Origin of the sequence: Criibacterium bergeronii (genome assembly GCF_001693775.2) — a bacterium.
Taxonomy (GTDB): domain Bacteria; phylum Bacillota; class Clostridia; order Peptostreptococcales; family Filifactoraceae; genus Peptoanaerobacter; species Peptoanaerobacter bergeronii.
Map to the genome: position 1 here is coordinate 1 of NZ_MBEW02000031.1, position 13798 is coordinate 13798.

Here is a 13798-nt window from a genome sequence, read left to right on the forward strand (position 1 = left end):
AGGTTTCAGATAGCTCTTTAAGTGTTGTCTTTTCCTTTCCGCCAAGAAACAAAGTACTATCACAGTTACCTACAATCGTATCTGCATTATCCCTGTAGATTGCCTTTAACTGAGATTGTGCTTGCAAAATAATGCTTGCAGATATTTCTCTTGAACGGATTGTCGCTATTAACTTCTCAAACTTTGGAATTAAGCCTATATTTGCAAACTCGTCAAGCAAGCACCTTACATGAACAGGTAGTCTTCCTCCATATTCATCATCTGCCTTATCATAAAGTAGGTTAAATAGCTGTGAGTACATGATAGATACCACAAAGTTAAAAGTATCATCGGTATCAGAGATAATAACAAAGAGTGCTGTCTTTCTATCTCCAAGTGTATCAAGCTCAAGTTCATCTTCTTTCATCAAGTCCCTAAGCTCTTGAATATCAAAGGGAGCAAGCCTTGCACCACATGAAATAAGAATAGACTTTGCTGTTTTTCCTGTAACAACTTGTCAAGGACTTTTTAATCATTTTTTATCGCTTTTTGATGTTTTTCTCTCTCCATTTCTCTAAGAATTATGCGTTTTAATTTGTCTTGCATTGTTTCCGTTGCATTTTCATTAAAATGGACAACAACCTCATAAGTTGCCTTTCCAATCTTCTTTATGGTCTTTATTCCTGTATTTTGTTCGTTTTTATTTTCGTGCATATTAGTTTCCCTCCTGTTAGTTGCAATCAAAAAAAGACGATAGAGTTTTATTTCTACCGCCTTTCACAAGTCTTGTAGCTATTCATTTAATAATGCTTTACCATTTACATATTAAATTTTCAAATCCTTATTGTTCAGCATTCCGCCAAACATCGTATGATACATATCCTTGGAAGATTCCTCTATCTTTGTAATACTTGATATTTTATTTCCTGCATCTTTTGATGATGCTCCGCAAAGATAAAAGGCTTCACTGTCTGTTCCATAGTCAATGGCAATATATCTATCGTGATACTTTTTACCTGCAATTTTCATCTTCAGATTGATATTAGGGTAATCTTTTCTAAAATCGTTTAGGATATTTTTTGTCAGCATATCCTTGTTTTTCACATTGTCGCTAAAGACTATAATTTCAACATTGTCTTTTGCAGCTCTTAATAATTCTAAGGTTTTCAAGCCTATATAGTTATCTATTACATAAATGCTTTTCTTTGCTGACTTATATATTTTTGTATAGGCAACATCCGCTTCAATCTTATCTCCATTCATCAAAAGGAAATGCTTGTAAGTGTCCGGATCGATAAAATTATCCATTACTTTTTTCAAATCTTCTTTAGTAGCCATTTGAGATTTTATTTCTGCAATATCATTTGTGTTTTGGTTGGTTTGAATAGCTATTTGGACTAATTCTTTTGAACCGATAAAATCTTGATTTTCAATAATGAAGTCTTTCATCTGCTTAAATGTTCTAATTAAGGCTCTGCTTTGCCTAATCGCAAGTTCTCCCCTTAATACAGTCATAAGCATATAAATACCTTGTTCCGTAAAGGCATTTGGTAGGTACCTTGAGCCGCCCCAACTTGAGGTGAAATTTTTGCACCTCAAGTTTTCAAACTCATTCTCGGTCAATTGAAACATAAAATCTTCGCCTTCAAACTTTTCAATATTATTTTTTACCTGTCTATTAAAGTTTTTAGTTTCATAACCATATATTTCAGCTAAATCTGCATCAAGCATTACTTTTTGTCCACGAATAAAATATATTTTTTCTTGTATAGTTTTATCATCTACAATAACTATCTCTTTATTTTCATCTGCCATGAAATGCACCTCCAAAATTATCTAAATATCTTTTCCAATCCGCCACGCACTGCGTAGCTTTTTGAAATAAGTCTCATATCTTTTTATATTTTTCTACTCCACCTTCAGCTTTTCCGATGTGTTCTACATTTTTCACAAGTCCCTTATTTACATTTTCATAAAACCATCTGCCAATCAAAGCCGGCGGTGTTGCTATTAACTCTCGTAAAACAAATTCTTTGTCTTTCGGCAAAAAGCTTATTTTATTTAGTAAGGTATTATATAAGTCAACATAACTTGTATTTTCTTGTAAACTGCTACACTTACAATATTCACTAATACTTGGGTAATTACCCTCTATAACTTTTTTAGTTAAAATTTTCAGTTCTTCATCGTTTACTGTAAATTGAATTCGCATTTATATATCCTCTCTTTATAACTGAGTTTATTATCATATCACTGTCATTTTATCATAAATACGATGATTTTTCCATACTGCAATTTTAAGCCCTCACATGATGTTTTCACACTTAGCTATATTCTGATACCTCTTTTACCATTAACGCTCTAAAAAAGCCTCTCCACCGTCTTATATGAGATTATAAATGTTCTCCCTTGTCATAATCTTCAAGGGTATATACTGTTGATTTACTGCACTCCTTTAATTTCCCTTTATCTTGTTCATACCAATGAATTAAGGTCGCATAATGGTCTTTGTAGTTTCTTCCTGTGCTTTGCATATAAGTCGAAAGCTTTTCTATCATTTTCTCCCTATGACCTTGCATTTTATCCTTTAACTTTCCATATTCTTCATCTGTTAAGGAAACATTTTTATATTCTCCGTAAAAAACGGGGGATATTTTTTCTATCTCCCCCTCTTTTTCTAACTCTATATCTATTTCTTTCTCTATATCTCCGTTGCAATTTTGTTGCAAAAGGTTGCAATGTGTTGCATTAGTGTTGCATTGCAACGCTTTTTGTCCTCTCGATTTTCTCGAACGCCTTGTAGACGCTGTTTCTGAACCTATAAGACTTGGGATTTCTGTTAAAAAATACTCGTCATTTTCTGTGATTATCTCCATCAATCCTTGTGCTACAAGATAATTTACTGTAACCATTACATCATCTTCCGTTTCATCAATCGTTAAGGCAAGCTCTTTGATAAAGTCTGTTTCTACTCCGTCATAATACAGCTTCCCACTATCTTTTAAGCTAAGTAAAAGCAATTTAAGATAGATGATTGTATAGGTATCTCCTCCTGATATTTTTCTTAGCCTTTTGATTCTCTTATCTGTAAAAAAATCTTCTTTCAATTTTAACCAATAGTATCTTCTGTTGTCTGCCATTTTTATCTTTCCTCCCCTTTATTTTTGTAATTTTCTTTAGCCTTTTCCTTGGCTTTTTGGTTGTACTCTTTTTCTTTTTTGCCTTGCTCTTGGAATTTTTTCAGTTGTGCAATTACACTTGGTTTATCTCCTCTCTTAATTGCCTTGTCTATCTCTATGGATAAATCTATTCCATACTCATCATTGACAATCTTTACTGCATATTTGATATGATCTATCTGCTTAAATTCATCTTGTACTTTAACTTTATCTTCGGTTAAGTCTTGTATCTCTTTTTCAAGGCTTAATATTTCTTTTTGCCAATCATTTAATTTTATGGCTGATGTCCCGGTAAACTTTTCTATGGTCTTTCTTGCTTTTTGGTACTTATCTATTTCTTTTTTATGGGAATTGTAAAAGCTGTCTTTGAATATGGTTTTGCTTTTGTATTCCTGATAGACTTCTTTGTTTTCTTTGATAGAGTCTATGCAGCTTACACACTGATTTAGGTCTTTAATTCTTTGTGTTTTACTCTGAATATCACCACTTATCTTTTTACTTTGCTTTGCCAGTTCAACGACTTTTCCTTGTAGGTCTGCTATGGTTTGAAGTTTATTATCTTTCAAATAGTAGATTGCTTTTACAAATCTCTTTAGGTCTGCATTTCCTTTTTTTATCTGTCCGTAGTAGGATAAATTTTTTGTTTTTTCTCCCTGTATCTAGTTGTAGATAGAGATATATTCATAGAGGTTAAAGAGTTCCGCTTTGTTCTCCAGTTCATCTTTCTTGGTCTGTTTATACTCATCGTATTTAGCTTGTAGATTTCCAAGTAAAGAATCTATCCAAGAGGTGATTTCTTTTATCTTGTTCTTGATGGCTTTTACTAAGGAATTATGCTTTTTGATTTCTCGGTTGATGTTTCCTTTGTCGGTTTCGATTCCTTTTTTCTCTAAGGCACTGGCACTTGCTCCCATGTGAATGGTTGGGATTTCTTCTATCCCTTGTCTTTTGTAGGAGCGATGATCCACTCTCTTTTCCTGATGATTTTTTTCTAAATACTGATTACAAAGACTTGCAAAATTCTCTCTCCATTTCTCTGCGTTTCCTTTATCGTTCCAGTCTGTCAGCTCTACTTTTCTTGTTTTGTAGTTTCCGCTTTTTAGTTTTATCTTTTCTCCCTTTTCATCAAGGACATATTCTTTTTTACTCTTTGCTTGCCACTTTCCTTTTTCATTGATTGGTCTAAGGGTAGTCATAATATGAACATGGATATTGTTATTTTCTTCATCACTCTCATCATGAATGGCAAGGTCTGCTATCATTCCTTTTGATACAAAATTTTCTTGTATGAAGTCGGTAATGAGTTTCTTGTTTTCTTCAAAGGATAATTCTTTTGGTAAGGCAATAATGAAGTTTCTTGCAAGCTGTGCATTGCTTGCTTTCTCATTTAGTTCAACGCTGTTCCATAAGGTAGTTCTATCTTTTAATGCTATGGGAACATTCTCCGGCAAGAAGATTTCTGAATGTAAAAGTCCTTTTTTATTATGATAGTCATGAACTTCTCCGTCCCATTCATTTTTGATTTTCTCACAAGAGATATATGCTGCACTTGCAACTGCCGATTTACTTTTTCCTCTGCTTATCATAGAAATACTAAAGTGAAATGTTTCTGCCACTTTTAAGCTCCTTTCATTTTTTGTTTGTTTTCAGGTAAAGGAAAAAGCAGACAGGCTATTTTTTGTATCTTTTCCTATCTGCTTTATCAATACATTTTTATTAGGTTTTGGATTTTCAAAGACTTGCTAAAATCCCTTAGTTTTTCTAAGGGCGCAATTATACACCCTAAAGGGTGCTTTGCGTCCTGCGGAGCTTTTTGCCCTTGCAGGGAGCTTCTGAAAAAACTAAGGTTTTTTATTCTGTCTACTCGATGTCTGTTTCATCTTCCATATCTTTTTCATTTATTATTTCTTCATAGGCTTGTCTGTATTCTTCTGTGTGAGTAGCAACTTTAAGTAATTCTTCTATCTCCTCATTGGTAAATATTAGAGGATTTTCAATTACCCTTTCTACTATCAAGCCCCTTTTAATAAGCCTGTGATTTCTTCTTTTTCTCTCTTTTTCATTTGCAAGTTTTTCTAATTTTTTGCCTTGATTTTGTAATTGCTTCAGCTTTACATCGCACTTTTCTCTTTCTTGCTGAAGTTCAGAAATTTGTTCTTGTACTTCCTGTAATGTGTTTTCTTTCTTCATTTTTCATTCCTCCGTTTTAGTATTTATTTGTTTCTATAAAGAAAGGTTAAGCACCTTTTTTGACACTTAACCTTTCCAAGTTTTTAGATTTTATCTTCTAAAATCTTTCTCAGTTTTTCTAAAATTCTGTCCCTCCTCCCGCTGATTGCTTGATGTGTAACTTTCTCTCTTCTGCTGATTGACCTTAGACTTTCTTCTCTGTAGAAAATGGCTTCCATTAACTCTCGTTCTTCTTTTGTGAGAGTATTTAATGCTTTATGAAGTTCTTCAATTTGCATTTTTACTTCTACAATTTTTTCTAAGTCTATTTTTTCATCTATGATGTTATCTACAAAATGTCCGTCATGATCCAGTGCTGAAAATGACATAACATTATGCTTCCAATCTTTTCTTTGGAGATACTTTTCATGCTCTGTTATCTTCCAGTAGGCTTTGTAGACTTCTTCACTTACAAGTACGGCTTTGCCTTTTACATAAAGGTAATATTCTTTAGCCACTTAGTTATCCTCCTTTTTTAAGTTCTCTAATTTTTTTTTGAGAATAAAAAAGGAGGACTTCTACACTTTGGCGTAAAAAGTCCTCCAAAAAGAAATGAATCTATCTTTTCCTTAGATATATTTAGTTGCTTGAGATAATAAGAAACTATAAAGCGAGAAGATTTTTTTGTTATTTCTTTCTTCTATATGAAAAAGATTTTTCATCTTACTCCCCCATTTCTTACATCTAACTGATATTCATATATCAAACCTTTCTAATAGTTTATTTTCACCTTTGGATAATAAGATACTTAACAATTTATCGCTTCTTCTTTTCCCATTTTTCTAAGTCTGCTAAGCATAAAAAACAAGCCGAGCAAAATCATACTAAAATCTACAATAGGTTCAGCCCACCAAACTGCTAATCCTTCAAATACCTTTGGCAATAGCAATATCGCCGGAATAAATAAAATCAGTTGTCTAAGCATTACAATCATGCTCGCTTTTTTCCCATCTCCAATAGATTGGAAAAATGTAAGTGTCATAATCATAATTCCATATAAGATGAAAGTAGAGTAGAACAATTTAAAGTTCATAACTCCAGCTTCAATTATTTCACTTCTCACATTAAACAATGACAATAATTTTTCAGAGAAAAACATGGATGGTATCCAAGAAATAGCAGCAAGTATTGTTGCCCCATACATGAAAATCTTCATAGTATCTTTTACTCTTTGATATTGTTTTGCTCCAAAATTAGCTCCTATAACAGGCTGTAAACCTTGACTCATTCCCCACAATGGAATAAATGAGAACATATAAAGTCTCATTGTGGCAGACATTAGAATTCCCCAATTATCTCCACCATAAGCGAAAGCCTGTTTGAACAAAAATGTTTGTTGTACTGCAAATAAAATTTGCATCATCATAGCCGAACTTCCTATACTAAACATTTCACTGTAAATTGCCTTGCTCTTTTGAATTTTATGGATACCAACAAAAGCACTTTTCTTTGAAAAATAGTGAAATGTTAATGTCGCCTGTACAATTTGAGATATTACAGTTGCAATAGCTGCTCCCTCAATTGCATACTCTCCCATCAACTTCATAAAAACAGGATCTAAAATAATATTTAATAAAGCACCTACTCCCATAATCATCATAGATTGCTTCAATGCACCTTCACCACGCATTGTCATATTACCTGCTTGAGCAAAATTCACAAATATTGAACCAAAGAAAACTACTCTTAAATATCTAACTCCCAGTTCTTTAATATTCCCTTTTGCTCCTACCAAGTCAAGAAAATTAGGTGCAAATACCAAGCCTAATACGGTGATTACTATAGAGAATAAAATTACCCAATAACAAAAATTTCCAAATATTTTATCCGTTGTTTCTTTATCTCCCTTTCCAATAGCCCTTGATAATATTGACGCACTACCAACTCCAATAAGTGCTGATATACCACCATTTATTATTGTTAAAGACATTGATATACTAATGGCAGACATAGCATAATCCCCTATAATCCACCCAGCAAATATTCCATCCATAAATGGATAAAGTCCTATAACAACCATTCCTATAATTCCCGGAATAGCTAATTGAAACAACAAGTCTTTAGGACTTTTTGTTAAAAGTTGTGTTTTCATATCTTCTTTCATCGTATTGCTCTCCTTTACTTATATTTATTTTGTAAATTCATATATTGAACCATCGCACTGTTTTATAAATTCAAAATCATGCGTGATTATAATAATAGTTTTTCCTTGCTCTACCATTTGGTTTAAAAATCCAATCAAAATATCCATTTGCATTTTGCAAAGTCCACTCGTTGGCTCATCAAACACTATGATTGGTTTTTGACTTACCATAGACATAGCAAGCAACAATCTCTGTTTTTCTCCACCCGATAACGAACTTGGGTGCATTTCTTTTTTATTAAATAAATGTACCTTTCTTAAGGCTTCATTTTTCAAATTATCCTGTTTTGTAACTGCTCCAATTTCCTGCCATACAGATTCTGTGAAAAGTTGATAATTAACATCTTGCATGACTGCAAAGATATTCTCGTACCGTTTTTTGAGCTTTTCTCCCTTATAAAAAACTTCTCCCTTGCCTTTTATAGTTCCCATAAGTAAATTGATAAAAGTACTTTTCCCAACACCGTTTTGTCCAATAATGAAATTTATCCCGGTATTAAAAGAAACACTAAAATCAAAAATTGTATTCTTATCGTATGTTTTTTTGAAATGTAGACATGTTATTGATTCATTAGCAAAGTTTGATGGAGTATTTTTTTGTAACATATCTACTTTTTCATATTGTCTCTTTAAGAAATCACTCTTAAAAATTTCATTAAAGTTTCTCAAATTATGTTTTTCTGAAACTCTTTCAAAAAAATCATCACTAAAATATTCTTTCGTGTATTCTTTAAAAGTTTTGTTTTCTATTACACATAGCTTGTCAACAATGTCTTTCAAATAAAATAATCTATGCTCGACAAGGATTATGATTTTATTTCTTTTTTTTAGCTCAATAATAGCTCTTTTTAAGTTCTTAATTGATTCATAATCCAAAGATGAAGATGGTTCATCTAAAAGAATAATTTCATTTTCTGAAATTCCACTGGCGGTTATAGCAATTAACTGCTTCTCTCCACCGGACAGTTCAAAAATATTCTTGTCTAACAAATCTTTACTACCTAAAACATCTGAATAATAGTGTATTTTATCTAAAATTAAATTCCTTTCTATACACCTATTTTCTAATTGAAAAGCTAATTCATCTGTAGAATTGATACAATAAAATTGTGTTTTAGGATTTTGAAACACTGTAGATATAAACTTGGATCGTTCTAATATACTCATCCCTAATAAAGATTTGTCCTTGTATAAAACATCTCCTTTTACATCTCCACAATCATATTCGGGAATAATGCCGTTTATTACTTTTAACAAACTACTTTTCCCCGTACCTGAGTGTCCCGTTATAACAGTTACCTCTCCGGGTTTGAAATTTAGATTTATATTTTCTAATATGCTTTCTCCATCAAACTTTAATACTAAATTTTGTAAACTAAGCATACTTACCCCTTATATATAAATAGATTGCCCATACCATTATCACAAAAAATATGCAATCAATGCCACCAATGCGAGATTCACTAATACTTGTTCGCTTTTGATTAACAGCTAACCCTTTTGTCATTGCGGATACTGTTAAATCATCTGCCGTCTTAGACAAACACATCAATAGTGGCACTAATCTATATTCAAATAATAGAATTGGATTTTTTATTAACTTTTTAAGCGTTAGTCCTCTCAAACGCATGGCTTTTTTTATCTGGCTATAATCAATCCTTGCGGCATAAAAGAAACGAACCATCACAGTCAATGGTATTGCTATTTCATCGGGACATTTCATTTTTTTCAATGAATAAATACTTTTCCCTACATTTGATGTGAGTATGGTATATTTCCCCATTAAAAATGCGGGAAGTATTTTCTTAACAACCATTACTAATATCAGTAAAATCGCTACCAAGGGACTGTATTCTAATTTCATTAAAAATCTATCAGCACCATAAACGAACACAAGAGTAGCCATCCCAATAATAGCTACTCTTGTATGTTTTGTATTTATTAAAAGCACTATCGGAATTACGGATATTATAAGGGCTTGCAAGAAATACTTTACTTGAATATTGCCTAAAACCATCACATATGAAAGAACTATTGTCATAAAAAGTTTTGTACGAAAATCAAGTTTGATTGTCATCCTTAACTCCTTATGAATCCTTATTTTTCCATACCAGCCTTTTTAAAATGTTTTTTCAGGAAAGTCATTCCTATACTACAACCAATATATGCTCCTATAATTCCACCTATTGCCATTACGACAATAATCCAATTCGGCATTACACTAAGCATCTTATCAATAAATTCTTGGTTATATCCTTGCTCTAACATCTGCTTGACATATTCATTTCTTGATATAAAAATTGGCAACCAATTTCCTAATGTGCAAAGTGGAGCAATAGAAAATGCTAATCTTGCCTTATTAACATCCGTATATTCTCCTGATTTCAAAATAACTTCAGCAATAATACCAGCAATAACAGCGGTCAATAATGCCCAAGGTCCATGTCCCATAGCAACATATACTAATGCAATAAGTAATGATTGAATAAATACCATTCCTCTTTTCTTAATTTTAGTAGAATACAACATATTTACCGGTCCTACCAAAATACCTTGTGCCAATGGAACAACCGGCATTAAAACTGGAACCATTGCTAAAAATGATCCTATCATCATAAATACAAAACCTAATACAGAAAATAATCCTATATTAATTAAATCCTTTACCTCTAATCGTTTGCTCATTTGAAACCTCCTAATTGTTTTAATTTTTCTTATCTACATCAACAATATAATTTATCATTGTTTCTTTTATATATCGTTTATGCTCGCCATAAGACTTTCTCGCACCTAAAATTTCTGAACTTAATATCAATCCATTGATATAATTCACTAAAAAACCGTCAACAAATATATCTGCCTTAATTCCAAGCTGCTTGGCGATTAAACTTAGCTCATTAGTCGTATTAAGTTTCAATTCTTGATACAATTTTTCCAAATCCTGATTATATTTTTTTACTTGTAAAAGGAGTGTATACAATCTCGTCAATTCTGTATCAGCCAGCGACTTATCAACCAAAATATCACCCATTTGCTGATATTTATCTTTTCCTTGATTGTTTTTTAAATACTCATTTATCAAGTTGTTTCTATAATCATTACCATCAAGCATTAAGTCTTTAAGCATTTCGTTTGTATTACCATAATGATGATAGACACCTCCTCTACTCATTCCTACCTCTGTGATAACATCTTCCATTGTTGTAAGTTGAAACCCTTTATTTAGAAAGCATTTCTTTGCAGCTTCTCGAATCTCTTTTTTTCTAATTTGTCCAACTTTTTGTTTTTCTTCTTTCAAAATAAAGACCTCATTTCATATCGTAATGAAAAACCGACACTACTGTCGAATTTTATTATACTCCTCTTGTTAGTTAATGTCAACTAACTTCATGATAATAACTACCGTCTTAATATGAATACTATTTCATATAATCTTTCATCGGTATTCCCACTCTTTTTAAAACCTTTAATTTTTCCTGTTTCTTCTGCTCCCTTCTTGCCTTATATTTATCTTCATACTCTTTCTGTTTTCCGCTTGCTTTTCGTTTCAGGTAATTTTGATGAAGCCTGTCTTTTCTTTCTCGTTCTTTTTCTTCCTCCTCCCTTAATTTCTGCATTTCTTCTTCGGATAATTCCTCTTTCGGCAGTTCATAATTTCCTATGAAATTAAAGTAAACTTCTATCTTTTACTTTGATGTTTGACTTCCTTTTCTATCTCTTTCATGTACGATAATTTTTTCTACAAACTCATTTATCATTGTAGTTGTAAGTTCATCAAAGTTTTCATAACGACTGATAAGGAATATAAATTTCTTAGCTCTGTCTGTTTCTTTTTCATATCTTGATATTGCAAGCTCTAAAGCTTTAATCTCTTTGCTTAAAGTTATCTGTTCCGTTTCATATTGATTATTAAGGATTTCATAGCGATTATTCGGTATTTTATTCAGGATCATATCTTCGTAAATTCTGCACATCAGTCGTTCAAGTTCCTGAAGTCTGTTTTGGCTTTCCGTTAATCTTATCTTTTTCTTTTCTATCTCTATTTTTTCCTTTTCTTCCATTTCATTTTGAATGGAACGGATAAAGGCTTCATTATCTTCATCAAGATATTTTTTAATATCTTTTAGTGTTTCTTGTATTAGATTTAAGACTACTTCCGCTTTTATTCTGTGTGCTGATGGACAAAGCATGCCACAAGGTGTTTTAGTATAGGCACTGCAAGTGTAATAGGGAATATTCTTATAATTGCTTGTTCTATGAACATACATCTTGCTCCCACAATCTGCACAATACATCAATCCTGTTAGTGGGTGATATTCGCCCCAACCATCAGGATACCTTTTTACATTTCCTCTTATCCTTTGCACATTATCAAAGGTTTCTTGGTCTATGATTGCTTCGTGAGTATTTTCAAAGATGAGCCATTTATCTTCGGATACATATTTACTTTTCTTATCCTTGAAATGCTTTCTTGTTTTAAAGTTAACTGTATGCCCTAAGTATTCTTTTTTCTTTAAGATACTGGCAATTGTGGAACTACACCAACGATAAGGATATTCAAAGTTTTTGCTTTGATGTAATCCATATCCCATTTTTTGCTGATGATAAGCGGGTATATCTATCTTATCAGCTTCCAGTATCTTTGCTATTTTGTATGGTCCTGCTCCGTCCATTGTAAGATTAAATATTCGTCTTACTATCTCGGCTGCTTTTTCATCTACAACCCACTTATCTTTGTCTTTTTCATCTTTGATGTAGCCATAAGGTGGAGTGCTTGCCGTATGCTTTCCGCTTTCTCCTTTTGATCTAAATGTAGATTGTATTTTTCTTGAAGTATCTCTTGCATACCATTCATTCATAATATTTCTAAAAGGGGTAAAATCATCTTCTCTGTAAAAGCTGTCTACATTGTCATTGATAGCAATCAGTCTTACGCCCTTTTGTCTTAATATCTCCATACATTGACCGACTTTGAGATAATCTCTGCCGAGTCTACTCATATCCTTTACGATGATACAACCGATATTTCCAGTATTTACTCCATTCATCATTTCCATAAAGCCTGGTCTATCAAACTGTGTCCCGCTTATTCCGTCATCTGTAAAATGGATGATGTTGGTTAAATTATTCTTACTTGCATATTCTTCAAGGATTTTCTTTTGATTAACGATTGAGTTACTTTCTCCTTCTAGTTCATCATCTCGACTTAATCTCTCATAGAGTGCTGTTATCTTTTCAAAATTCCTCACTTTTTCCTCCTTCCTCTTAATTTCTTAAACAAAAAAGAATTAAGAAGTACATATTTCACTAAAACAGTGATTAAGTGTTCTCCTTAATTCTATTACTCCTGCCGCTAGCTTATACTTCTTATATTGCTTTACTGCAAAGTGATTAGGTTTTTCTTTTTCAAGTGCTTCAAAGATATAATCTACTGCATTTTTGAAATTTTCATCTTCCTCTCTAACTTCACTTGCGTCTATGAAAGAAAGTAGGGTAGAGAAGTTTTGTTCTTCTTCAGGTGCTTCGTAATAAAGGTAGCCTATAAGGGCTGTGTAGTATAGTTTTTCGGCTTTCACCCAAAAATCCTCACTGGATTTTTCACCTTCTCCTTTAGTGTTTGCAATGATTGTCTGCACTAATTTGAGGATGTCTTTTTCACTTCTGAGATAGGCAAAGGGATTGTACTTCATACTCTTTTTGAAGTTGATGGTATTTAAGATTTTTATCTCATAGCCATTATCTTCAAGCATCTTGCCACACTCAATGACTATCGTTCCTTTAGGATCTGTAACACAATATGACGAGTGCATTTGCATTAGGTTTGGCTTTACATAAAATCTCGTCTTTCCGGAGCCAGAACCACCAATAACAAGTACATTCTTATTTCTTGCATACTTTGGATTTGCCGGTCTGCCATTCATAGTTAATCGTTCTGTTTGAGTAAGCAAGATATTGTTTTGAAACTTTTCATCCACATACGGCTCTATATCTTTTCTCGTTCCCCATCTTGCTGAACCATACTCTTTCCCCTGTCTGAACTTTTTTGCATTTTTGCCTTTGGTATAGACAATAAATTTAATTATAGCTGCCACTCCCACGCCCATTAAAATATCAGCCACATGAATACTTGGAATAAAGCTCATGGTATTAAGCTCTAATATTCCTTGAAATATTTTATCTATTACATCGCCACCCGTATAGGCTCTTACATGGTGAGAAAAGATATTGCCAACATAGAAAAATGCAAGATAGGGAATATTCTGCTTTA

General features: G+C 32.5%; 12 protein-coding genes and 4 pseudogenes. All 16 read right to left on the minus strand.

Annotation, left to right across the window (positions count from 1 at the left end; all coding sequences use genetic code 11):
- A pseudogene (locus BBG48_RS09545) lies at positions 1–496 on the minus strand (type IV secretory system conjugative DNA transfer family protein); the annotation flags it as partial.
- 11 nt (positions 497–507) lie between these two features.
- Positions 508–693, minus strand: a complete 186-nt coding sequence (locus tag BBG48_RS09550) for a transposon-encoded TnpW family protein (protein WP_068912813.1) — start codon at positions 691–693, stop codon at positions 508–510.
- Positions 694–804: 111 nt separating this feature from the next.
- Complete coding sequence (locus tag BBG48_RS09555) at positions 805–1794, minus strand: ORF6N domain-containing protein (RefSeq protein WP_068912812.1); 990 nt, start codon at positions 1792–1794, stop codon at positions 805–807.
- A 73-nt stretch (positions 1795–1867) separates the two neighbouring features.
- Positions 1868–2191, minus strand: a complete 324-nt coding sequence (locus tag BBG48_RS09560; protein ID WP_028078916.1) for a hypothetical protein — start codon at positions 2189–2191, stop codon at positions 1868–1870.
- A gap of 181 nt (positions 2192–2372) precedes the next feature.
- The gene (locus tag BBG48_RS09565) at positions 2373–3119 is read right to left on the minus strand and encodes a phage replisome organizer N-terminal domain-containing protein (protein ID WP_068912811.1); all 747 of its coding nucleotides are present in this window, start codon (positions 3117–3119) and stop codon (positions 2373–2375) included.
- Positions 3120–3121: 2 nt separating this feature from the next.
- Positions 3122–3724, minus strand: coding sequence for a hypothetical protein (locus BBG48_RS11665; protein ID WP_456297794.1), 603 nt, complete (start codon positions 3722–3724; stop codon positions 3122–3124).
- 263 nt (positions 3725–3987) lie between these two features.
- Positions 3988–4774 (minus strand): annotated as a pseudogene (gene mobQ / locus BBG48_RS11670) (MobQ family relaxase); the annotation flags it as partial.
- A 244-nt stretch (positions 4775–5018) separates the two neighbouring features.
- Entirely contained in the window at positions 5019–5348 is a 330-nt protein-coding gene (locus BBG48_RS09575; protein ID WP_068912809.1) for a DUF3847 domain-containing protein, read from the minus strand.
- An 83-nt stretch (positions 5349–5431) separates the two neighbouring features.
- Positions 5432–5845, minus strand: a complete 414-nt coding sequence (locus BBG48_RS09580) for a sigma factor-like helix-turn-helix DNA-binding protein (RefSeq protein ID WP_068912808.1) — start codon at positions 5843–5845, stop codon at positions 5432–5434.
- A gap of 290 nt (positions 5846–6135) precedes the next feature.
- Positions 6136–7491, minus strand: coding sequence for an MATE family efflux transporter (locus tag BBG48_RS09585; protein WP_068912806.1), 1356 nt, complete (start codon positions 7489–7491; stop codon positions 6136–6138).
- 24 nt (positions 7492–7515) lie between these two features.
- Positions 7516–8913, minus strand: a complete 1398-nt coding sequence (locus tag BBG48_RS09590; RefSeq protein WP_068912805.1) for an ATP-binding cassette domain-containing protein — start codon at positions 8911–8913, stop codon at positions 7516–7518.
- The gene (locus tag BBG48_RS09595; RefSeq protein ID WP_068912803.1) at positions 8906–9607 is read right to left on the minus strand and encodes an energy-coupling factor transporter transmembrane component T; all 702 of its coding nucleotides are present in this window, start codon (positions 9605–9607) and stop codon (positions 8906–8908) included. The genes BBG48_RS09590 and BBG48_RS09595 overlap by 8 nt, the downstream gene beginning before the upstream one ends.
- 20 nt (positions 9608–9627) lie before the next feature.
- A complete protein-coding gene (locus BBG48_RS09600) occupies positions 9628–10215 on the minus strand; it encodes an MptD family putative ECF transporter S component (RefSeq protein WP_068912802.1) in 588 nt (195 codons plus the stop codon).
- A gap of 19 nt (positions 10216–10234) precedes the next feature.
- The gene (locus tag BBG48_RS09605) at positions 10235–10828 is read right to left on the minus strand and encodes a TetR/AcrR family transcriptional regulator (RefSeq protein ID WP_047198592.1); all 594 of its coding nucleotides are present in this window, start codon (positions 10826–10828) and stop codon (positions 10235–10237) included.
- Between the two features lie 121 nt (positions 10829–10949).
- Positions 10950–12779 (minus strand): annotated as a pseudogene (locus BBG48_RS09610) (recombinase family protein).
- 96 nt (positions 12780–12875) lie between these two features.
- Positions 12876–13798, minus strand: a pseudogene (locus tag BBG48_RS09615) (type IV secretory system conjugative DNA transfer family protein); the annotation flags it as partial.